Source organism: Pseudomonas sp. RIT-PI-q (genome assembly GCF_001297125.1).
Taxonomy (GTDB): domain Bacteria; phylum Pseudomonadota; class Gammaproteobacteria; order Pseudomonadales; family Pseudomonadaceae; genus Aquipseudomonas.
The window spans coordinates 90,225-113,372 of the sequence record NZ_LHPC01000007.1; the positions used below are offsets into that span (position 1 = coordinate 90,225).

The 23,148-nt window shown below is 58.9% G+C and carries 17 protein-coding genes; 12 read left to right on the plus strand and 5 right to left on the minus strand.

Going from position 1 to position 23,148, the window contains the following annotated elements:
* The first annotated feature begins 8 nt into the window (after window positions 1-8).
* On the plus strand, window positions 9-1,838 hold the full coding sequence (locus AEQ67_RS00650) for a hypothetical protein (protein ID WP_059402013.1): 1,830 nt from the start codon (window positions 9-11) through the stop codon (window positions 1,836-1,838).
* Between the two features lie 15 nt (window positions 1,839-1,853).
* On the opposite strand, the gene AEQ67_RS00655 is transcribed toward AEQ67_RS00650, so the two are convergent.
* Together AEQ67_RS00655 and AEQ67_RS00660 are read right to left on the minus strand one after the other, a co-directional pair.
* Window positions 1,854-2,171, minus strand: a complete 318-nt coding sequence (locus AEQ67_RS00655) for a PA4575 family protein (protein WP_059402014.1) — start codon at window positions 2,169-2,171, stop codon at window positions 1,854-1,856.
* 335 nt (window positions 2,172-2,506) lie between these two features.
* Window positions 2,507-4,945 carry a Lon protease family protein gene (locus tag AEQ67_RS00660; RefSeq protein ID WP_059402015.1) on the minus strand — a complete coding sequence of 813 codons (2,439 nt, stop codon included), beginning with the start codon at window positions 4,943-4,945 and terminating at the stop codon, window positions 2,507-2,509.
* A gap of 275 nt (window positions 4,946-5,220) precedes the next feature.
* Here AEQ67_RS00660 and AEQ67_RS00665 point away from each other — a divergent pair, with 275 nt between their 5' ends.
* From AEQ67_RS00665 to AEQ67_RS00680, 4 genes are all read left to right on the plus strand, one after another.
* A complete protein-coding gene (locus AEQ67_RS00665) occupies window positions 5,221-5,709 on the plus strand; it encodes a DUF3015 domain-containing protein (protein ID WP_059402016.1) in 489 nt (162 codons plus the stop codon).
* 239 nt (window positions 5,710-5,948) lie between these two features.
* Window positions 5,949-7,802 carry an Lnb N-terminal periplasmic domain-containing protein gene (locus AEQ67_RS00670; protein WP_059402017.1) on the plus strand — a complete coding sequence of 618 codons (1,854 nt, stop codon included), beginning with the start codon at window positions 5,949-5,951 and terminating at the stop codon, window positions 7,800-7,802.
* A 348-nt stretch (window positions 7,803-8,150) separates the two neighbouring features.
* The gene (locus AEQ67_RS00675; protein WP_059402018.1) at window positions 8,151-8,507 is read left to right on the plus strand and encodes a hypothetical protein; all 357 of its coding nucleotides are present in this window, start codon (window positions 8,151-8,153) and stop codon (window positions 8,505-8,507) included.
* A 70-nt stretch (window positions 8,508-8,577) separates the two neighbouring features.
* Entirely contained in the window at window positions 8,578-9,072 is a 495-nt protein-coding gene (locus AEQ67_RS00680; RefSeq protein ID WP_059402019.1) for a GreA/GreB family elongation factor, read from the plus strand.
* Here the strand turns inward: AEQ67_RS00680 and gdhA are convergent.
* Window positions 9,069-10,406, minus strand: a complete 1,338-nt coding sequence (gene gdhA, locus AEQ67_RS00685; protein WP_059402020.1) for an NADP-specific glutamate dehydrogenase — start codon at window positions 10,404-10,406, stop codon at window positions 9,069-9,071. The two genes, AEQ67_RS00680 and gdhA, sit on opposite strands and share 4 nt — an antisense overlap.
* Between gdhA and AEQ67_RS34595 the strand changes: the two genes are divergently transcribed.
* Window positions 10,405-10,815, plus strand: a complete 411-nt coding sequence (locus tag AEQ67_RS34595) for a hypothetical protein (protein WP_152974782.1) — start codon at window positions 10,405-10,407, stop codon at window positions 10,813-10,815. The two genes, gdhA and AEQ67_RS34595, sit on opposite strands and share 2 nt — an antisense overlap.
* Here the strand turns inward: AEQ67_RS34595 and ettA are convergent.
* The gene (gene ettA / locus AEQ67_RS00690) at window positions 10,775-12,439 is read right to left on the minus strand and encodes an energy-dependent translational throttle protein EttA (RefSeq protein ID WP_059402021.1); all 1,665 of its coding nucleotides are present in this window, start codon (window positions 12,437-12,439) and stop codon (window positions 10,775-10,777) included. The genes AEQ67_RS34595 and ettA overlap by 41 nt on opposite strands.
* A gap of 283 nt (window positions 12,440-12,722) precedes the next feature.
* Between ettA and AEQ67_RS00695 the strand changes: the two genes are divergently transcribed.
* From AEQ67_RS00695 to AEQ67_RS00720, 6 genes are all read left to right on the plus strand, one after another.
* Complete coding sequence (locus AEQ67_RS00695; RefSeq protein ID WP_059402022.1) at window positions 12,723-16,571, plus strand: sensor domain-containing protein; 3,849 nt, start codon at window positions 12,723-12,725, stop codon at window positions 16,569-16,571.
* Between the two features lie 218 nt (window positions 16,572-16,789).
* A complete protein-coding gene (gene glyA, locus AEQ67_RS00700) occupies window positions 16,790-18,043 on the plus strand; it encodes a serine hydroxymethyltransferase (RefSeq protein ID WP_059402023.1) in 1,254 nt (417 codons plus the stop codon).
* Between the two features lie 254 nt (window positions 18,044-18,297).
* On the plus strand, window positions 18,298-18,858 hold the full coding sequence (locus AEQ67_RS00705) for a hypothetical protein (protein WP_059402024.1): 561 nt from the start codon (window positions 18,298-18,300) through the stop codon (window positions 18,856-18,858).
* Window positions 18,859-19,177: 319 nt separating this feature from the next.
* On the plus strand, window positions 19,178-20,491 hold the full coding sequence (locus tag AEQ67_RS00710) for a C4-dicarboxylate transporter DctA (protein ID WP_059402025.1): 1,314 nt from the start codon (window positions 19,178-19,180) through the stop codon (window positions 20,489-20,491).
* A gap of 67 nt (window positions 20,492-20,558) precedes the next feature.
* Complete coding sequence (locus AEQ67_RS00715) at window positions 20,559-21,263, plus strand: FadR/GntR family transcriptional regulator (protein ID WP_059402026.1); 705 nt, start codon at window positions 20,559-20,561, stop codon at window positions 21,261-21,263.
* A gap of 25 nt (window positions 21,264-21,288) precedes the next feature.
* Window positions 21,289-21,978 (plus strand): GntR family transcriptional regulator, encoded by a 690-nt coding sequence (locus tag AEQ67_RS00720; RefSeq protein ID WP_059402027.1) that lies wholly within the window; start codon window positions 21,289-21,291, stop codon window positions 21,976-21,978.
* A 102-nt stretch (window positions 21,979-22,080) separates the two neighbouring features.
* On the opposite strand, the gene yjiA is transcribed toward AEQ67_RS00720, so the two are convergent.
* The gene (gene yjiA / locus AEQ67_RS00725) at window positions 22,081-23,052 is read right to left on the minus strand and encodes a GTPase (RefSeq protein WP_059402028.1); all 972 of its coding nucleotides are present in this window, start codon (window positions 23,050-23,052) and stop codon (window positions 22,081-22,083) included.
* Between the last annotated feature and the right edge of the window lie 96 nt (window positions 23,053-23,148).

Here is a 23,148-nt window from a genome sequence, read left to right on the forward strand (position 1 = left end):
ACGGGAAAATGGATGTGCGATTGCCTTTAACGAGTGCCGGGCTTTGCCTGGCGCTGCTGATGATCGGCTGTTCGCCCAGCGATGAGAAGCGCCAGGTCAGCCTTGAGGAAAAGACCGCGCAGTTCGAAAAGTCGCTGGATGCGATTCAGGATCCGAAACTCAAGGATGCCGTCGCCGAGCTCGGTGGTTCACTGCTGTTGCTTGAACGTGCGCAACTCAAGCTCGACAGCAAGCCGGTGGACACCGAATACGGCGAAGACGCCCTCGCCGTGCTCAAGCACTATCCCACACCACAGGCGCTGGTCGACACGTACATCAACGGCCTGTTCGTATTGCACAAAGACTCCAGTTCCGACTACCTGACCGATCTGCAACCGGTGTTCCCCTTCAATTTCAGTATTCCGGCCGCGTTTCTCTTTCCCCATGGCCTGGAATGGCAATCAGTGACGCTGAGCAACAAACGCGTCATCGCGTTTCAGCCGGAATGGTCGGAAACCGATCCCGGTATTCAGCTGAGCCCGTCGAGTTCCAACCTGACCAACCCCGATGACCTCACGGTGACCTACCCCTTCATCGATGGCCTGGACGTTGAAAACAAGAACCAGCCACAACCGGTGAGCCTGCAAGGCACAGTGGAAGTCATAGCGCCGCGCAGGCTCTACAGCTTCGACCTGACGAAAAAAGACGTCGGCCAGACCCGCACCAACGATAACCTCAGCGTCACCTTGCTGAAACTTGAAAACAACTACGCCGAAATCGAATTCAACAACAGCGCGCCACTGGCCCCCGAGGTCGGCGACACGCCGCTGAACCCGCTGATCGTGCAGGCCAGGGACACCACCGGGCAGTTTCTCTCGCGCTCAGGATCGATCAATGAAACCGCTGCACAAATTGCCTTCTATCAAAAACAATTGGCGAAAATGCAGCAGCAAAAGGCCTGGAGCGAAACGTTTGAAAAACAGCTGAATGACGAACAGCAAGCGTTTGAAAAGCAACAGACCCATCATTACTCCAAGGTCTACTTCAACGGACCGATCGAAACCGTCGAAGTCAGCGTGCTGGATTTTTCGGCGGCCACGGTGACTCGCAAGGACCTGAACCTGCCAGTACGCCGCTTCGATCGCGCCACCACGGAGAAAACCATCCAGCCACTGTCTTTGCCGGTGGTGGTGTATGACGACCAGGCGCCCACCTGGCTCAAAGGTGCGACGCTGGGCGAGGAACAACTGAAAAAAAGCGTCACAGTCCATCAGTCGGTGGAAGACCCGAGTGCTGCGCAGATCGAGTTCGATCACCCCAAAAGCTTCAATGATGAATTGCTCGGTACATCCTTCAACCCCGGTGAAAGCCCGGTCAGTTTCTTCACCGAAGACGGTAATGGCAAACGCGATGAGCCGATCGAATTGCCGCCAGAGGCGTACCAGGTCGATCCGCTGCGCGGCACCATCACCTACGACTTGAACCTGTTTCCAGAAACCCCGGCTTACGCCGTAGGCTCCATGCCAATATTCCTGGCCTTGGTCGACAAGCAAACCATCGATGCCCACCATCTGCCCAAAGGCCTGGAACTCAAAGGCAATGCACTGGTGGTGGATTCGAAGCTGTTTCCCGCCCAGGACTGGCGTTTCTTCGCCAAGGACGACAGCGGTAATTACCTGAAGGAGATTCTGTCGGTCAGTCACGATGCGAGCGCGCAAGGCCCGGCAATATTCAGCGTGCACTACTTCTACGGGCAACCCACCCGACTGGAAACCTACCAGCGAACCGACCTCACCACGGTGCAATATGGATTCGAGGTCAAACTCGACAAGGCTGATACGTCCAGCCTTGATCAATAACCTGCTCGACAGCGTTTATGTGGCGCTGCGGTAACGCCCACCGTTGATTTCCCGCAGCTGGGCTTGCAGATGCAGGCACCAGATTTGCGGATCATCGGCCAGTTCATAGCCGTGCAGGGTCAGGCTTTCAACAATGGTGTCGAGAATCGACTCAGCGACGAAGGGGCCATGAAATGGACCCTGGGCCTTGATGGCTGAAGGTTGTTCGCCAGCCATTCCGGCGGCGAAAAGCAAGGTCCACATGCCCGTATCCCCCGCCAATGGGCGGATGGCGCATTCGATACGGGTCACAAGACCCAAGCATTGACGGGTGAGGCAGAGGTTGCGCGACATGGCGGCGACCCTCGTTAGATCCGGTATTCAGCCCCCACGGGAAGGCTGTCTCGATCCAGTGATTACTGTCGATATCCTTGAGCTGATAATAGAAGAAAAGTCTGACTGGGACGTCAAGTAGGACCAGAAGGCGCCGAATGGTCATTGTGTGAATATTGACGCCAAAGTGATGGCACTTTTTAAGCAAATGTCAATTTCAACAACACATAAAAACCTGTAGGAGCGAGCTTGCTCGCGAAAACGAACTTTCAGCCAACACAGATGTTGAATGTCAGTCCCTCATCGCGAGCAAGCTCGCTCCCACAGGTTCAGCCTGATCCCGGATCAGGCGACTGTCAGGCCGGCTTGGTCTCCACCAACGCTTCCTGCGCCATCTCTTTCTCGGCTTCCTTGAGGTCTTCCTCGCTGATCATTTCCGCGATGACCCGCAAGCGCTCCACCACCCGCGCATTGACGCTGCCTTCAGGGAACTGGCCATCGGCATCCGGCGCACCTGCCGGTTCACCGACCAACAGGCTCAGCGCCTCATCGGCCTGGCGTACCGCGTAGACATGGAACTGCCCCGCGCGCACCGCTGCCAGCACCTTCTCGTCGAGCATCAGCGTGGCCACGTTGGCCTGAGGAATGATCGCCCCCTGCTCACCGGTCAGCCCGCGGGCTTCGCACAGCCGGAAGAAGCCTTCGATCTTCTCGTTGACCCCGCCCACCGCTTGCACCTCACCGAACTGGTTGATCGACCCGGTGATCGCGAAGCACTGCTTGAGCGGCGTTTTCGACAACGCCGAGATCAAAGTGCATGCCTCACCCAGCGACGCGCTGTCGCCGTCGACGTAACCGTAGGATTGCTCCAGGGCGATGCTCGCGGAAATCGCCAACGGGAATTCCTGGGCGTAACGGCTGCCCAGGTATCCAGTGAGGATCATCACGCCTTTGGAGTGAATCGGCTGGCCGAGGTTGACCTCGCGCTCAATGTCGACGATGCCACTGCCACCCGGATAAACCGTGGCGGAAATCCGCGCCGGCACACCGAAGGCTGAGTCGCCGACTTCCAGCACCGTCAGCCCGTTGCACTTGCCGACGGCCGCGCCATCGGTGTCTATCAGGATGATCCCGGCGAGCATGTCATCGAGAATCCGCGCCGAGACGCGTCCGGTACGGGTGGCCTTGGCCTTGAGCGCACGCTCGATGTGCCCGGCGTCGGTCATTTCGTCACCCGCCAGATGGCGAATGAAATCCGCCTCGCTGACCAGCTGGAACAGATCACCGATCCGCGCCGACAAACGCCCCTGGTGCTCAGCCAAACGAGCGCTGTACGTCGCCAGACGCGCCACCGCATCGGCCGTCAGCGGCGCCATGCCTTCTTCAGAGGTACGGGTTTTGAGCAACTGGGCGAACTGCTCCAGACTCTCGTCGACCATCGGGATGTCTTCGTCGAAATCCACCAGGACCCGGAACATCTCCTGGAAATCCGGATCGAGGTCTTGCAGCGTGTAGTACAGCTGACGGGCGCCGATGATGACCACTTTGACCTGCAACGGAATGTGTTGCGGCGTCAGAGTCACGGTGGCAAAACGGCCCATCTCGCCCAGCGGCGATTCCATTTTCAGTTTGCGCGATTGCAGGGCGCGCTTGAGCGCATCCCATACGAACGGCTCGCTGAGCATTTTTTCCGCTTCAAGAATCAGGAAGCCGCCGTTGGCGCGGTGCAGCGCACCCGGACGCAACTGGCGGTACGTGGTGTAGAGCGCGCCCTGATCGGTGGTGTACTCGATGCGGCCGAACAGGTTTTCGTACGTCGGGTGCGGCTCGAAGACCACTGGCGCACCGCCGCTGTGTGGATGGCCGACCACCAGGCTCGGGGCGTATTGCTCTTCCAGCAGTTTGCGTGCGATGGCGTCGGTCTTGCTATCGTCCACCAATTGCTCGACCACAGTTTTCAGCAAATACACCTGCATGGCTTGCAGATAGCCGCAGACCGCCGCGTTTTCCGCATACTTCTCCGACAACGGAGACAGTAATGGCTGCAAGGCCAGGGTGATGGTTTCTTCGTTGAGTTGACGCAGCAGGTTGCTCGACTCGCGCTTCCATTGCGGCAGGCTGGCGAGTTCTTCGTTCAGGCGTTCTTCCAGCCACGAAATGTCATCGTGAAAACGCTCGCGATCGACTTCCGGCAACTGGGCGAATTCCGCTTCGTCCAGCGCCTTGCCTTCTGCCATCGGCGTGAAGGCGATGTTGCTGCTGTCGCGGTACAGCGCGACTTCCTTCTCCAGCGCCAGCCGCTCGATCACATCCAGCGCCTTGTCGTAACGCTGGTTGAAGGCGCGGTCGATGGCGCTTTTCTTCTGCTGGTAGGACGGGTGCTCAAACACGGCCGGAAACGTCGCCAGCAGGTTGTCGATCAAACCGTTGATGTCATCGATGAAGGCACCGGCAGTGCCCGACGGCAATTCGAGGGCGCGAGGCTCGCGAGGATCATCGAAATTGTTGACATAGACCCAGTCCGCCGGGGTCTGCAGGCGTTTGCCTTCGGCCTTGAGGTAGCGTTTGACGAACGAAAACCGGCCAGTGCCGGGCTCGCCCATGACGAATACGTTGTAACCGGGGCGTGGCATGGCCACACCAAACTGCAAGGCTTCGACCGCACGTTCCTGGCCAAGCACACCGCGGAAGGGCTCCAGATCATTGGTGGTAGAGAAGCTGAACTGTTCAGCGGAAAACGGACGGGTCAGCGCGTCGGGCGCTAGACGCAAGCTGGCAGCAACAGGATCAGGCATCGGGCTTCCTTACATCAGGCGGGGCAGATAACGGCATTCTGGCGCTGCCCATACCTCACTTGCAAGGCGCGCCTCAAGCCAAAGCATAGACAAACCGGCATCCCCAGGCGGGCCGGGCGCAAATCAATGATTTCGGCGAATGTTTTGCAAAAAATCACGGAACCCCTGGAACGTGCCTAAACTCCAAACTGCGCGGCTGGAACAATAACCGGCCCACTGGCGCCAGATCGGGCCAGACCCCTGTCCATTGGTATGCACATAAAGAGAACAAAGCTATGAAACGGATTCTTCTCGGTACTCTCTTCACCGCTGTATCCATCAACGCCATGGCTCAGGCCCCAGGCGGCCCGGATTGCGGTTGGGGCAACATGCTGTTTGAAGGTCAGCGTGGCACCCCGGCTCACTTCCTGGCATCCACCACCAACGGCACTTCCGGCAACGCAACCTTCGGTATGACTTCTGGCACCAACGGTTGCGCAACAAATGCGTCGCTGACTTATGGCGGCAAATCCTGGATTGCCATGAATGGCATGATGAACGAGCTGTCCGAAGACATGGCGAAAGGTCAGGGCGAAGCGCTGACTACGTACGCCGTGGTACTGGGCGTGGCGCCGGAAGACCGTGCGCATTTCGCTGCTGTCACTCACGAGCACTTCCAGCAGATCTTCAGCAAAGCTGACGTGACCGCTGACGATGTGCATACCAACACCCTGTCCGTCCTGAAGAACGATCCTCGTCTGGCCAAGTACGCCACTCAAGCTTAAGCTCGACCTGCCCGCGCCTTTCGGGGAGCGGGCTTTATTTTTTGGACCTGCCCCTCTTTGGGTAATGCCAATTCAACGGTAGGAGCTGTAGGAGCTGTCGAGTGAAACGAGGCTGCGATCTTTGCATTTAAAGATCAAAAGATCGCAGCCTCGTTTCACTCGACAGCTCCTACAGCTCCTACGGGCAGATGGCATCCACCGCGTTGGGTCTTTATTTTTTTCGACTTAAGTTGCCCACTATGCTCAAACGCCTTGCCTGGCTGGCGCTCTGTGTCTGCGCCCCGCTGTCCGCCGCGCCCCACCTCGACAATCAACGTTTGCAGCAACTGGCCAATGACCCCTTCTGGATTTCCCTGGGCCACTATGAAACCGCCAAGCTCGGCGGCTGGCGCAGCTATGTCAGCGACAAGAAATTCTTCCTCGCCCCCGACGGCAACGAACACCCCGACCGTGAACTGGCCGCCACCGTGCAAGCGCTATACGCCCCCGCCAGCGCCGGCGAACAACACGCTCAATGCGTCTACCCCGCGCGCACGCGCTGGCTGAAGGCGCAGCTCAACCTGACCGATCTGCCGACGCTGGACTGCACTGAGTTCACGAAATGGTTCAAGGACGTTTCGCCTCACAGCGCGGTGATGATTTTCCCGGCCGCCTATTTGAACAGTCCGTCGTCGATGTTCGGCCACACCCTGCTGCGCATCGACCAGGCTGACGTGCAGAGCAATCAAACCGCCCTGCTCAGCTACGCCATCAACTTCGGCGCCTACATCGAAGGCTCGGACAACAGCATCCTGTATGCCTGGAAAGGCTTGATGGGCGGCTATCCGGGGCTGTTTGCACTGGTGCCCTATCAGGAAAAACTCTCGGAATACCGCAGTCTCGAAAACCGCGACCTGTGGGAATACCGCCTGAACCTGACGCAGCAAGAAACCGAGCGCATGGTCGAGCACGTCTGGGAACTGAAACAGATCCAGTTCGATTATTTCTTCTTCGACGAAAACTGCTCCTATCGCCTGCTGGAACTGCTGCAAGTGGCGCGTCCGAGCCTGCGCCTGACCGAACAATTCCCGCTGACCGCGATCCCCACCGACACCGTCAAAGCCGTGAAAGAAGCCGGGTTGGTGGAGTCCATTCAGTATCGCCCGTCTCGCGAACGTGAACTGCTGAGCCGCGCCGAACCGTTGACTGGCGAAGAACAGGAGTGGGTGCTGAAAGTCAGTGCCGACCAGAAACAACTGCAGGAGCCGGCATTCAAGGCACAACCCCGCGAGCGTCAGGCGCTGATCATCGACGCGGCCTACCGTCTGGAACGCTACCGCGCCAACGGTCAGGAGCGCGACCCGCAACGGGCGCAACGCTCTTTCGAACTGCTGCGGGCGATCAACCAGAACCCGCCACCGGAACTGGATATCCCGCGCCCGGGCCTGCCCGAAGACGGCCATGAATCGCGCACCTGGCAGGCCGGCATCGGCACTCGCGGCGATAAGGCATTTGGCGAATACGGCTTGCGCATGGCTTATCACGATCTCAATGACAACGCTGAAAGCTTTCCCCTCGGTGCGCAGATCGAAATCCTGCAAATGAAACTGCGCCAGTACGAAGGCAATCACTGGCAGTTTCAGCAACTGGATTTGGCGACCATTCGCTCACTGACCCCGCGCAACGCGTTGCTGCAACCGCTGTCGTGGCAGGTCACCGGCGGGCTGGAGCGCGTACCGGGCAAGCATGACGACGAAACGCTGGTCAGCCACGTCAACGGTGGTGGTGGCGGCACCTGGCAACTGGGCGATGACATGCTCGGTTTTGCCTTGGGCACGGTGCGCGTGGAGCACAACAACGACTTCGCCGGTTTCATCGCTCCGGCGGCGGGTTTCAACAGCGGCCTGCTGTGGAAAAACCCGCTGGGCAACTTCAGCCTGGAAGCCAAGGGCGACTTTTTCACCAATGGCGAAGTACGCCGCAGCGTAAGTCTGAATCAACAGTGGGAATTGTCGCGCAACCTGGGTCTGCGCTTGAGTGCCCAGCGCGAATTCAGCCACCTGGCCTCGCCCGAGAACGAAGTGATGCTTGAGGTGAAGTGGTATCACTATTGATCCCCAATGCACCACAAAACAAATGTGGGAGCGGGCTTGCTCGCGAATGCTGTAGCAGCTGTCGAGCTTGCGAGGCTGCGTTCGGCTGCGAAGCAGTCGTGAAACCAGGCCGCGCGGAGTGTCAGAGAAAAACCGTATGCCGGATTGACGACTGCTTCGCAGCCGAACGCAGCCTCGCAAGCTCGACAGCTGCTACAAAGCTGGGCGCTACCGACCGCTTTCGCGAGCAGGCCCGCACACAGTTGTTCTGTGGTGCTCAATAGATTTTTCACAGACCTTCTACAAGCGCCTCACGAATCCACTCCTAGACTTCCCTCATAGGCCGTTGAACGGCCCCGGGAGTATGAGATGTGGCGTTGCGTGGGTGTGTTGGGCGTGTTGCTGTTGATCGCGGGTTGCCAGACGACCCACGAGGATTTGATCACCAAGGGTTATCCACCGGCGTTCGCCGATGGCTTCGATGATGGTTGCAGCAGTGGTCGACAAGCCGCCGGGGCGATGACCGGGGAATTTCGCAAGAACGTCCCGCGTTATCTCAAGGACAAACAATACGCCGAAGGCTGGAGCGATGGTTTCCGCCAGTGCCAGGCCATGCGCGAAAGCGAGGACCGCGAGGACTACCGCAACCACTATTGGGACGATCACGAGAAAGCCTGGCAGCAGCAAAAAGACCAGGACGCCGCCCACGCCTATCGCTCGCAATAAGTCGCTGACAGACATCCGTCGAAACTAAAAGCCTGCGACCATGGCCCAAACCCTATAACGGGAGAAAACCATGAGTCGTGCCTTCGTCAATGAAGATAACGCTGCCGCACAAGCCGATCAGCCCGTCGAACGGCAGGTCAGCGCGCAACCCAACTACGTCACGCCCCCGGGCCTGGCCCAATTGCAGGCGAAAGTCAGCGAGCTACAACAGCTGCTCAGCGAGCAATCGGCCAAAGGTGAGCAGGCCGACAAGCAGCGCCAGGCGGATCTTGAACGGGACTTGCGCTACTTCAATCAGCGCCTGCACAGCGCTCAGGTAGTGACGCCCGCCCGTTCAACGCAGAAAGTGCAGATCGGCAGCCACGTGACCTTCGCCGACGAACACGACACCGAGCAAACAGTGCAATTAGTCGGTGAGGATCAGGCCGACGCAGCGGCGGGCCTGATCAATTGGGGTTCACCGCTGGGCCGAGCGTTGCTCGGGGCGCAACTCGGCGACGAGGTGCTGTGGCAACGTCCGGCCGGCGATCAGTCGATCGAGATCATCCGCATCGAACCGGCTTAAACCACGCCTTGGGCGAGCATGGCGTCGGCGACTTTGACGAAGCCGGCGATGTTCGCGCCTTTGACGTAATTGACCCGACCGTTCTCTTCGCCGTAATGCACGCAAGCATGGTGGATCGACTGCATGATCGCGTGGAGTTTGCTGTCCACTTCACCACCGGTCCACAGCAGGCGCATGGCGTTCTGCGACATCTCCAGCCCGCTCACCGCGACACCACCGGCGTTGGATGCCTTGCCCGGCGCAAACAAAATGTCCGCGTCCAAAAACAGGTCCACTGCCTCAAGGGTGGTCGGCATGTTCGCGCCTTCCGCCACACAGATGCAGCCGTTGCGCAGTAACGTGCGAGCGGCCTCGGCGTCCAGTTCGTTTTGCGTCGCGCACGGCAGCGCGATGTCGCAGCTCAGCGACCATGGGTGCTGGCCGGCGAGGAATTCCAGGCCAAAACGGCTGGCCAGTTCACTGATGCGTCCGCGCTGGACGTTTTTCAGTTCCAGCACCGCCAGCCACTGTTCTTCGGTCAACCCGCTTTCGCAGTACAGCGTACCTTCGGAGTCGGACAGCGAAATCACTTTGCCGCCCAGGTCCATGACCTTGCGCGCCGCGTATTGCGCGACGTTGCCGGAACCCGAGATGGCCACGCGCTTGCCTTCGACGGCTTCACCGCGACGTTTGAGCATTTCCTCGGCGAAGTACACGCAGCCGAAACCGGTGGCTTCGGGGCGAATCAGGCTGCCGCCGTAGCTCGGGCCCTTGCCGGTCAGCACGCTGGTGAACTGGTTGCTCAGACGCTTGTACTGACCGAACAGGAAACCGATCTCGCGGGCACCGACACCAATATCACCGGCCGGAACATCAACGTCGGCACCGATGTGACGGTACAGCTCGCTCATGAAGGCCTGGCAGAAACGCATGACTTCCGCGTCGCTTTTGCCTTTCGGGTCGAAGTCCGAACCACCCTTGCCGCCGCCCATGGGCAACGAGGTCAGGGAGTTTTTGAAAGTCTGTTCGAAGGCGAGGAATTTCAGCACGCCGAGGTTCACTGAAGGATGGAAACGCAACCCGCCTTTGTAGGGGCCGATGGCGCTGTTCATCTGGATGCGGAACCCGCGATTGACCTGCACCTTGCCCTGATCGTCGACCCAGGACACCCGAAAAACGATTGCCCGCTCTGGCTCGCAAATCCGCTCCAGAATCCCTGAGCTCAGGTAGTGCGGATTGGCCTCAAGAAACGGCCACAGGCTGCGCAGGACTTCTTCCACGGCCTGGTGGAATTCGGGTTGGTCCGGGTCGCGTTTTTTCAGGCGGGCAAGGAAGGATTCAACGGATTCGATCATGGAAAAGTCTCGGCAAATTTATTGTCGTTGGAAGAGATTGGGCCGGACTTTAACAAACGAATCGCGCACAGGAACAGAGCAAAATGTCGCGTTTGTGAAATTAAATGGTGCACAGGATATAAATTTAGCCTGTTTTTGGGCTGGTTTTGCACCTGAACAGGGACTCACAGTTTTAGTTTTGCACCATCAGTTACACCGCTATCGCAGGCAAGCCAGCTCCCACAGATTTGTTGATGTTCACACATTCCAGGCAAAACTCAACACCTGTGGGAGCTGGCTTGCCTGCGATGAATTCACCTCGGTGTTACAGAAAAAAGAGCAAAAAAAACGGAGCCCGAAGGCTCCGTTTTTATGCAACCAACCCGAAATCAGGCCAGTTTTTTGTGCCGTACCCGGTGCGGCTGGGTAGCAGCTTCGCCGAGGCGCTTGCGGCGATCAGCTTCGTACTCGGTGTAGTTGCCTTCGAAGAACACGGCTTGCGAGTCGTCTTCGTACGCCAGGATGTGCGTCGCGACGCGGTCAAGGAACCACCGATCGTGCGAGATCACAATGGCGGCGCCCGGGAAGTCCAGCAGGGCTTCTTCCAGGGAACGCAGGGTTTCAACGTCGAGGTCGTTGGACGGTTCGTCGAGCAGCAGGACGTTGCCGCCCTCTTTCAAGGTCAGGGCCAGGTGCAAGCGACCGCGCTCACCACCGGACAGGTCCTTGACGAACTTCTGCTGATCGCCACCCTTGAAGTTGAAGCGACCGACGTAGGTACGCGACGGGATCTCGTAGTTGCCGATGCGGATCTGATCGGAACCGTCGGAGATTTGCTGGAACACAGTCTTGCTGCCGTCCAGGTCTTCACGGCTCTGATCGACGCACGCCAGTTGCACGGTTTCGCCGACTTCAATGCTGCCCGAATCCGGCGTTTCCTTGCCCATCAGCATGCGGAACAGGGTCGACTTACCGGCACCGTTACCGCCGATCACGCCAACGATGGCGCCTTTAGGCATGGAGAACGACAGGTTGTCGATCAACACGCGATCGCCGTAGCCCTTGGATACGTTCTTGAACTCGATGACCTTGTCGCCCAGGCGCGGACCGGCCGGGATGTAGATCTCGTTGGTTTCGCTGCGCTTCTGGAATTCCTGCGATTGCATTTCTTCGAAGCGTTGCAGACGAGCCTTGGATTTGGACTGGCGGGCCTTGGCGCCTTTGCGCACCCACTCCAGTTCTTCCTTCATGGCTTTTTCGTGGGCCGACTGCTGCTTGGATTCGGCAGCCAGACGATCGGACTTGGCTTCGAGCCAACCCGAATAGTTGCCCTCATAAGGGATACCGGCGCCACGGTCGAGCTCCAGAATCCAGCCAGCAACGTTGTCCAGGAAGTAACGGTCGTGCGTGATCGCTACCACAGTGCCCGGGAAGTCGTGCAGGAAGTGCTCCAGCCAGGCGACGGAATCGGCGTCCAGGTGGTTGGTCGGTTCGTCGAGCAGCAGCATGTCGGGGGCGGACAGCAGCAGGCGGCACAGGGCCACACGACGCTTTTCACCACCGGACAGGAATTCGACCTTGGCATCCCACGCTGGCAGACGCAGCGCATCGGCGGCGACTTCCAGTTGGCGATCCAGGTTGTGGCCGTCGCTGGCTTGCAGGATGGCTTCAAGCTTGGCCTGTTCTGCCGCCAGCTTGTCGAAGTCGGCATCCTCATCAGCGTAGGCCGCGTAGACCTCATCCAGGCGAGCCTGGGCGTTCTTGATCACGCTGACCGCTTCCTCGACCACTTCACGCACGGTCTTGGTCGGATCGAGGATCGGTTCCTGCGGCAGGTAGCCGATGTTCAGGTCCGGCATCGGACGGGCTTCGCCGTCGAACTCGGTGTCGACGCCGGCCATGATTTTCAGCAACGTGGACTTACCCGAACCGTTGAGGCCGAGTACGCCGATCTTGGCGCCGGGGAAGAACGACAGCGAAATGTTTTTCAGGATTTCCCGCTTCGGCGGAACAACTTTGCCCAGCCGATGCATGGTGAAGACGTATTGAGCCATGGAGAACCTTGGGTCAGTGACAGATGAATGGTTGGAGCGCGGGCGATGCCCGGCCAGGCCGTGCGCGTCGACGATTGATGGGTATCAATGCTGCGCGCTGAAAAAACCTGATTCTAGGAGCTGGAACGCTCCCGCGTAACCGGCAAAGCTACCTGAATGACGGAAGGCCGTCCAGCCGGGCGGGGCTGGCACTTTGCCACAACTCAAGGCATGCTAGCCGCCCTTCGGGCGTCCGGCTTATAGTGCACGCCGCGCCAGTCCAGCCAATCCGCAGGATTACAGTTTGTCTAATGTCACTCCGCCCCTGACCACCCGTGCACCGACTGTTGCGGCTGGCTCTCCCCTGCGCGGTACATTGAAGGGCGCACTGGCGACACTCGTTTTGATGCTGCTCGCACTGCTGTTCTGGCAGCTACTGGACCAGCTTCGCGAAACCCAGAAAAGCCAGCGTCAGTACACCATCGACTACACCGCCGACCTGGCTTCGCAAGTCAGCCTGAACATGGCGCTGAACGCACAGATCGCCCTCAACCTGCTACCGATCGTCGAGCAACCGCAAAGCGCCGACGACCAGCAGGCCCTGCTGCGCAAACTGCAGCAATCCTTGCCTGAGCTGCGCAGCCTGGCGCTGCTCAGTCCCTCCGGAAAAATTCTCAGTGACAGCGCCGCCGACAGCGATGATGCCGACTACCTGAGCGAGCTGGTTCGGCGCAGCCGCGCCCAGGCGCACTATTTCAGTAACGCCGATGACGGTTCAGTGGTGCATCTGCTGCTGCATCAAGCCAGCGGCAGCACCCGTGGCTACTGGGCCCTGCGCCTGACGCCGGGCTTTTTCTCGACCTTGTCCAAACAAAACGAAGCCGCTATCCGCCCGCTCTGGCTGGTGGAAAACCGCGTCAATCACCAGATCATCAGTCGCGATGAAGCGATGCCCTCGGTCAATCCGGGCATGTTGACCCAGGAAGACATGGCCAACAGCGTGCTGACCGTCCCCCTGAGCAGCAGCGACTGGCAACTGCGTGGGCTGTTCGACCGGCAGCGAGTGCTTGAAGAGCTGCTGCCAGCGTTCATCGGCAAGTGCCTGCTGGGCCTGGCTTTCTCGCTGCTGCCGTTCATCGCCCTATTAAACATGCGTCGCCGCCAACGCCAGCTGCACGAAGGCCGCCGGCGTTATCAGGATATTTTCGAAGGCACCGGCGTTGCCCTGTGTGTACTTGACGTGTCCGGTCTCAAAAGCTGCTTCGACAAGGCCCAATTGCACAGCAACGAACAGCTGCGCGCCTGGCTGGAGACTCCGGAGCAGCGTCAGACCTTGCTGCAAGAATTGCGTATTACCGAGGTCAACCAGGTTGCCCTGCAACTGCTCAACGTCAATTCCTGCCAGCAGGCCTGGAATCTGCTGATCGACGGCGGTCCGCTGAGCGGCACCGCCATCGGCAATCAAATGCTTGAAGCCGTGCTCAATCATCAGAAACAGCTCGAGCTGGAAATCAAACTCCAGGACGCCCATGGCCGCGACCAGCACTTGTGGCTGGTACTGCGCCTGCCGGAAGATCAGGACGACTATAAAGCAGTGATCCTGAGCATCACCGACATCACCAGCCGCAAGCTCGTCGAACTGTCGCTGCTGGAGCGTGAAGGATTCTGGTCCGATGTGGTGCGCACGGTGCCGGATCATCTGTATGTGCAAGACGTGATCAGCCAGCGAATGATCTTTAGTAACCACCACCTGGGCCAGACACTCGGTTACAACCGCACCGAGTTGCACCAGATGGGCGAATACTTCTGGGAAATCCTCCTGCACCCCGAAGATGCCGACTTCTACCACCGCTCGCGCCAGATCCAGCGGCACGCCGGTTACCGGCAATTGCTGCAATGCCAGCTGCGCTTTCGTCACCGGGACGGCAAATGGCGGCGATTCGAGATTCGCGAACAAGCCCTGGCGCGGGACAAGAACGATCAGGTCACGCGGATCATCGGCGTGGCCAAGGACATCACCGAGCAAATCGAAGCCAGTGAATCCTTGCGTGACAGCGAGCAGCGTTACCGGATGCTCGCCGAAAGCATCAGCGACGTGATTTTCTCCACCGACAGCAAGATGGCGCTCAACTACGTCAGCCCGTCGGTACAAGCCGTGCTGGGTTACGACGTCGACTGGATTTTCCAGAACGGCTGGCAATCGACCATCGCCAACCCGCAACAACTGAGCGGCATTTACCATCTGATGGACCGGGTCGGCAAAGCGCTGGATAAACCCGAGCAACTGGCGCTGCTGCGCAGTCAGGTGCAGACCCAACTGTTCTTGTTCGACTGCCTGCGGGCTGACGGGCGCAAGATTCCGATCGAACTGCGGCTGGTGCTGGTCTGGGACGAACACGGTGCATTCGAGGGCGTACTGGGCGTCGGTCGCGACATCAGCCAGCAACGCCGGGCCGAAAAAGACCTGCGCATGGCGGCGACGGTGTTTGAACACTCGACCTCGGCGATCCTGATCACCGACCCGGCCGGCTACATTGTCCAGGCCAACGAAGCGTTCAGTCGCGTCAGCGGTTATGCCGTGGAGCAAGTGCTCGACCAGTTGCCGAACATGCTGACCGTCGATGACCAGCAGGAAGCCCATCTGCGTTATGTGCTCAAGCAATTGCATCAGCACAGCACCTGGGAAGGCGAAGTCTGGCTCAAGCGACGCAACGGCGAGCATTACCCGGCCTGGGTCGGGATCACCGCGGTGCTGGACGACGAAGGCGATCTGGCGAGCTATGTATGTTTCTTCAGTGACATCAGCGAGCGCAAGGCCAGTGAACAGCGGATTCACCGCCTCGCCTACTACGACGCCCTGACTCACCTGCCCAACCGCACGCTGTTCCAGGACCGTCTGCACACGGCACTGCAATCGGCTGAGCGGCAAAAGTCCTGGGTGGTGCTGATGTTCCTCGACCTCGACCGCTTCAAACCGATCAACGACTCGCTGGGCCACGCCGCCGGCGATCGCATGCTCAAGGAAATGGCCACGCGCCTGCTTGGGTGCGTCGACGATGACGACACCGTGGCGCGCATGGGTGGCGATGAATTTACCTTGTTGCTGCAACCGCGCATCAACCGTGAAATTGCCTTGAACCGGGCGATTCATGTGGCGGAACAGATTCTCGCCAGCCTGGTGAAACCGTTCGTCCTCGAAGGCCGCGAGTTCTTCGTCACGGCCAGTATCGGCATCGCCCTGAGCCCGCAGGACGGCAACGAGCTCAGCCAGCTGATGAAGAACGCCGACACCGCGATGTACCACGCCAAGGAGCGCGGCAAGAACAACTTCCAGTTCTATCAGGCAGACATGAACGCCAGCGCCCTGGAGCGTCTGGAGCTGGAAAGCGACCTGCGTCATGCCCTCGAGCAAAACGAATTCGTGCTGTATTACCAGCCGCAGTTCAGCGGTGATGGCAAACGCCTGACCGGTGCCGAAGCCTTGCTGCGCTGGCGTCATCCTCGACGCGGCCTGGTGCCGCCGGGCGATTTCATTCCGGTACTCGAAGAGCTCGGCCTGGTGGTGGATGTCGGCGATTGGGTGATCAGCGAGGCCTGCCGTCAGCTCAAGACCTGGCATCAGGCCAAGGTGCGGGTGCCGAAGGTGTCGGTGAACATTTCGGCCCGGCAGTTCTCCGATGGCCAGCTCGGCACGCGGATCGCCACCATCCTCAAGGAAACCGGCCTGCCCCCGGCGTGCCTGGAGCTGGAGCTGACTGAAAGTATCCTGATGCGCGAAGTCAGCGAAGCGATGCAGATTCTCGCCGGCCTGAAAAACCTTGGCCTGAGCATTGCGGTCGACGACTTCGGCACCGGTTACTCGTCGCTGAACTACCTCAAGCAGTTCCCGATCGATGTGCTGAAAATCGACCGCACCTTTGTCGACGGCCTGCCGTCGGGCGAACAGGATGCGCAAATTGCCCGGGCGATCATCGCCATGGCCCACAGCCTCAACCTGGCGGTGATCGCCGAGGGCGTGGAAACCCACGAGCAGCTCGACTTCCTGCGTGAGCATGGGTGTGATGAGGTTCAGGGGTATCTGTTTGGGCGGCCAATGCCGGCGAGCCGGTTTGAAGCGCAGTTCAGTAATGATGCGTTGTTCATGTTCGACTGAATTGTGTGCTGCCGCCGCTGAAGTCTTCGCGGGCAAGCCTCGCTCCTACAGATCTCACCGACCGTAGGAGCGAGGCTTGCCCGCGAAGGGGCCGGCACGATCACCGCCGATCCCTGCATGAACGCCACTTGTCTGCGACATGATGTCCTTTCATATGCCATCTAAAACCCATTGGGTTAGAATGCCCCCCTTTTCTGCCCCGATCCTTGAGGACCGCCATGTTCAGCCGTGATTTGACTATTGCCAAGTACGACGCCGACCTTTTTGCCGCCATGGAGCAAGAAGCTCAGCGCCAGGAAGAACACATCGAGCTGATCGCTTCGGAAAACTACACCAGCCCAGCGGTGATGGAAGCTCAAGGCTCGGTACTGACCAACAAGTACGCCGAAGGCTATCCGGGCAAGCGCTACTACGGTGGTTGCGAGTTCGTCGACGTGGTCGAGCAACTGGCCATCGACCGTGCAAAAGAACTGTTCGGCGCTGATTACGCCAACGTTCAGCCGCACGCCGGTTCGCAAGCCAACAGCGCCGTTTACCTGGCGCTGCTGCAAGCGGGCGACACCATTCTGGGCATGAGCCTGGCCCACGGTGGTCACCTGACCCACGGTGCCAGCGTTTCGTCCTCCGGCAAGCTGTACAACGCCGTTCAATACGGCATCGACGCCAACGGCCTGATCGACTACGACGAAGTCGAGCGCCTGGCGGTTGAGCACAAGCCGAAAATGATCGTGGCCGGTTTCTCTGCTTACTCGCAGATTCTGGACTTCCCGCGCTTCCGTGAAATCGCTGACAAAGTTGGCGCCTACCTGTTCGTCGACATGGCCCACGTGGCCGGTCTGGTCGCCGCGGGCGTCTACCCGAACCCGGTGCCTTTCGCTGACGTCGTGACCACCACCACGCACAAGACCCTGCGCGGTCCACGTGGCGGCCTGATCCTGGCTCGCGCCAACGCCGACATCGAGAAGAAGCTGAACTCCGCGGTATTCCCGGGTGCCCAGGGCGGCCCGCTGGAACACGTGATCGCTGCCAAGGCGATCTGCTTCAAGGAAGCGCTGCAGCCTGAGTTCAAGGCTTACCAGCAACAAGTGGTGAAAAACGCCAAGGCCATGGCCGGCGTGTTCATCGAGCGCGGTTTTGACGTGGTGTCCGGTGGTACTGAAAACCACCTGTTCCTGCTGTCGCTGATCAAGCAGGAAATCTCCGGTAAAGACGCTGATGCCGCTCTGGGCAAGGCGTTCATTACCGTGAACAAGAACTCCGTACCAAACGACCCACGCTCCCCGTTCGTCACCTCCGGCCTGCGCTTCGGTACTCCGGCTGTGACCACTCGCGGCTTCAAGGAAGCAGAGTGCAAGGAACTGGCTGGCTGGATCTGCGACATCCTGGCTGACCTGAACAACGAAGCGGTGATCGACGCCGTTCGTGAGAAGGTCAAGGCTATCTGCAAGAAGCTGCCGGTGTACGGCGCTTAATAAGCCCCGTTTAACCGCAATAAAAAAACCGGCACTTGTGCCGGTTTTTTTATGCCTGCCAACTACAACTAATAAAAACAACAACCTCTTCAAAGATCATATTACCGGATCAAATCCATTATTTTGCAACACACCTGAAACTCAGACTTTAAAATCTCATGGTAGCCTCTTCCGACGCCTACAAATGGCGAAACCCAACACACTGAACAACCCAACACCAGGGCTATTCATCGATCAAGGAAGAGACATATATCATGCAAAACTCGGATGTAGACCAATCATTCACCGCGCAACTTTTTGTCGGTGACAAGCCGGTTGCAGAGGCCAGAAAAGTCCTTGGCAAAATGCTGGAAAGCCAAGAAATCCAAGGCGAACTACGCCAGTTACTTCGTGACCTCCGCGAGAGCGACCCCCAGGAGCTGAGCTATGGCGAAGGTGTAACGCCCGAAACGTTCTACTTCAAACATCAAAATGGTGTGTATACGATCAGAATTAAAAGAGTTGACGGACTTTTTAATGAAACGGCAAGTATGGAAGGATCACCTCGGAACTTGAGCAAATTCAAGGGAGATGACCCAACTTTCTACCGCATCATTAACAGTGCCGGTGAAGTTGTAAAACTTGATGAAATTCCTGACGATGTCAGCGAAGTTTGTCTTTACACCGGGCCGCAACAGCGCCCGGTTAAAACTTACGGCGAACCACCCTTCTTCCCGGTTTTGACTGATGATCCAAACCGCATCGGGAGCCCGCTGGTTTTTACATTAAAAATCCTTGACCGCGACCCTCGTGATGTCTATTCGACAAAATCATAATGAGTCGAGATCGTCGATCGAATAGTCAGTCACAAGACTATTGATTGGCCAGCCGCCGAGAACCGCCCCCTGCAAATGTCACCCGATGCCAGTCAGCCCAGCCGACTGGCATTTTTCATATGAGAAGGCTCAAGGTCGGGACTTCCTGCACAACTGGTAAGACCGGTCATGCCAATCACGCAATTTCCACTTGCGTACGCCACAAAACAGCGCCTAGACTGCGCCTGCACTGGACATACCGGTAAGACCACAATAATTAAGTCCTGAATCTGATGCGCTTAAGCGCACGGCAGCCAGGACACCGACCAGGATTCCTCCCATGCTCAGATGGTGCTCGCGTTCAATCTTCCTCCAAGTGGTTCTCGGACTGGTGCTCGGCATCGTCTGCGGGCTGACCCTTCCCGAATACTCCGCCCAACTCAAACCCCTCGGCGACGGTTTCATCAAGCTGATCAAGATGCTCATCGGCTTGATCGTGTTCTGCGTAGTGGTCAGCGGCATCAGCGGTGCCGGCGACCTGAAGAAGGTCGGACGCATCGGCCTGAAATCGGTGATCTACTTCGAAGTGCTGACCACCATCGCACTGGTGATCGGCCTGGTGTTCGCGTTCAGCACTGGCATCGGTAGCGGTGCGAACATTCATCTGGATCAGCTTTCCGCCGCCGACATAGGCGACATCGCCCAGCGCGGTCAGCACATGCACACCACCACGCAATTCCTGATGGACCTGATCCCGACCTCGGTGATCGGCGCCTTTGCCGACAACAACATCCTGCAAGTCCTGCTGTTTTCGGTGCTGTTCGGCAGCGCGCTGAATCTGGTGGGTGAAGCGGCATCGGGCATTTCACGGCTGATCAATGAGCTGAGCCACGTGATCTTCCGCATCATGGGCATGATCGTGCGCCTGGCGCCGATCGGCGTGTTCGGCGCGATTGCGTTCACTACCAGCAAATATGGCCTGGACTCGCTGCAGCATCTGGGCAGTCTGGTCGGCCTGTTTTACCTGACCTGCGTGGCGTTCGTTTCGTTGATTCTCGGCCTGGTCATGCGCTTGTCCGGCCTGCGGATGTGGCCGTTGCTAAAGTACCTGCGCGAAGAACTGCTGATCGTCATGGGCACCGCTTCTTCCGACGCCGTGCTGCCACAAATCATGCGCAAGCTTGAGCATCTGGGCATCGGCAGCTCGACGGTCGGCTTGGTCATTCCGACCGGCTACTCGTTCAATCTGGACGGTTTCTCGATCTACCTGACCCTTGCCATCGTGTTCATCGCCAACGCCACCGGCACGCCGCTGGCCATGACCGATTTGCTGACGATTCTGCTGGTGTCGCTGATCACCTCCAAAGGAGCTCACGGCATTCCCGGTTCGGCGCTGGTGATTCTTGCCGCGACCCTGACCGCAATCCCGGCGATTCCAGTGGTCGGCCTGGTGTTGGTGCTGGCAGTGGACTGGTTCATGGGCATTGGCCGGGCGCTGACCAACCTGATTGGCAACTGCGTCGCCACCGTGGCCATCGCTCGCTGGGAAAAGGACATCGATATCCAACGGGCGAACAAGGTGCTTTCCGGCCAGGTGGGTTATACCTTCCAGCCGAGAAAACCTGCCGCCCCGGCACATCAGCAGGAATTCTGAATAATCGCTGTGCCTGTCTTCGGGCAGGCACGGCCATCAATCGTTTTGGATGCTCATGGAGCGAACAGTGATCACCTCGTCGACCGTTGTGAATTCAGTAGTAGAAAAACTTCGGGCCGCGCTGGCCCGTGGTCAGTGGCGCTCCGGCGAAATGTTGCCGGGGCAACGGGAACTGGCCGAACAACTGGGCATCAGCCGCCCGAGCCTGCGAGAAGCGGTCATCGTGCTGGAAACCCTCGGATTGGTGCGTTCCATGCCGGGCAAAGGCGTGGTCGTGCTGGAGGCCAATCTCAGCGACAGCCAACGCCACGACAGCGCGGTGGCCGGCGCGAGCCTGGAGGATGTGCTGCAACTGCGCTACACCCTCGAACCGTTCATTGTCGGCCTGGTGGCGCAGTCGATCAGCAGCAAGGAAGTCGGACAGTTGCGCCTGACGCTGATGGACATGCGCGAAGCCCTGGAAGCCAACGACAGCGAAGCCGGGGTCAACGCCTATATCGCGTTCCACGAAGAACTGTTCACGTTGACCTCGAACCCGATCTTCCAGAGCGTAGTGCAGCAGACCAGCAACGCCCTCAAGCAAAGCGCCGAGGTGCTGCGTAATTCCCCGGAGCACCTGGCGGAACGTCTCGAGGAAAACGAAGCCGTGGTGCGGGCGATCCGCAGCAAGAACAGCGCCCAGGCCAGTGCCGAGATGCGTCGGCACATCCTCCGGGAAGGCCAGCGAATGGGCATCGAATTGAACATCCCGGACGACAACTTCGGCAGTTGAACCCTCTTCGAACTGGAGACAGGCCATGAACAGCTTCGCCTCACCGCAGACTCTTGTTGCCCTGCCCTTTGCGCCGTCGGTGGATGATCTGTATGCACGAATCTTCGAGGCAATTCTCGAACAGAAAATTCATCCGGGAAGCCGCTTCACCGAAGAAAGCCTGGCGCAAATGTTCGCCGTTCGACGCAGCGATGTTCGCGAGGTGCTGATGCAACTGTCCCATCAGCAGATCATCGTCCTTCGAGTCAACCATCGCCCCCGCGTAGCCGAAATTGATGCCGAACAGATCCGACAGACACTGCACGCGCGGCGACTGGCCGAAGTCATGCTGGTGCGATTGGCCTGTCAGCAGCCTCTTGCACAGGACATGAAACGCCTTCGCGCGCTGATCGAAAGCGAACGCCAATGCACAGAACTAGGCCGGACGCTGCGTCTGTCGGGCGAGTTCCACCTGCGGTTGGCGCAAATGGCAGGGAATGCACCGTTGGCGCACTTTCTCGAAAGCCTGATACCGCTGACTTCGTTGGCGCTTGCGCAGTTTGATGAGCAGTCGACGGATTATTGCGCGTGGCGGGCGCACCTGGAGATTGTGGATGCGCTGGAGCAAGGTGATGCAACGAAGGGGGAAACCGTGCTCAACCGGCATCTGGATTATCTGGAAGACATGTTGCTGAGCCCTGTATCGGCACGGGGCCAAAATTGTGCCGCTGGTTAGTCAGCTTTCGCGAGCAGGCTCGCTCCCACAGGGGACTGCATTTCAAATGTGGGAGCGAGCCTGCTCGCGATGGCGGCTTAAGGTTCGCTGCAACTTCTGGCTTTAATCCGCCGCCACCCGCGCAAACCCTTCGCGAATCTTCTCTTCCGGCAAATCATCGGCAATGAACACGATCACGCTTTCGCGTGTTTCACCCTCTGCCCACTCCGTGTCCCAATCGAAACCGTAAAGCTTCAGCACCCCTTGGAACACCATGCGCCGCGGCTCGCCAACGATGCTCAACACGCCTTTGTAGCGCAGCAGTTGCTTGCCATGCTCTTCCAGCAGTTCATTCATGAACTCACTGAGCTTGTCGATATCCAGCGGTTTATCGGTGCGCAGCACCAGGCTGGAAATGCGGTCGATTGAGGGCGCCTTGCTCACCGGGCGCAGGCTGATGCCACCGCCGAGGTCGGCATTGAGATTGAAGCCACGCACGTCGAGCAGTTCGGCCAGGTCTATCTTGCCGTGGTCGACCACGCGGATCGGTGCGCGGCGGTTGATCCGGGTCAGGCGTTCGCTCAACGTGGTGAAGGCAGGTTCGTCCACCAGATCACGCTTGCTCACCAGCAAGCGGTCGGCGAAACCGATCTGTGCCTGGGCGATGGTCTGGGTCAGGTGCTGGTCGGCATGCGCCGCGTCCACCAGGGTGATGATGCCGTCGAGGATGTAGCGCTCGCGCAATTCTTCGTCGATGAAGAAGGTTTGCGCCACGGGAGCTGGATCGGCCAGGCCGGTGCATTCGATCACCAGGCGGTCGAAGGCGATCTCACCGCTGTCCAGGCGTTCGAGCAGCAGGTACAGGGCCTTGGTCAGGTCAGTGTGGATGGTGCAGCAGACGCAGCCATTGGACAGCGTCATCACTTGCACCGGCTCGTCGCCCAACAGTTGGGTGTCGATGCCGGCGTCGCTGAATTCGTTTTCGATCACGGCGATTTTCAGGCCGTGCTCGGCTTTGAGCAGGTGGCGCAACAAGGTGGTCTTGCCAGCGCCGAGGAAGCCGCTGAGGATCGTGACTGGAATTGGGGTGAGCAAAACAAAAATCTCCCGTGCGCTAAAAAACTGTAGGAGCCGGCTTGCCGGCGATGGCGTCCTGAAGACTGCCATCGCCAGCAAGCCGGCTCCTACAAG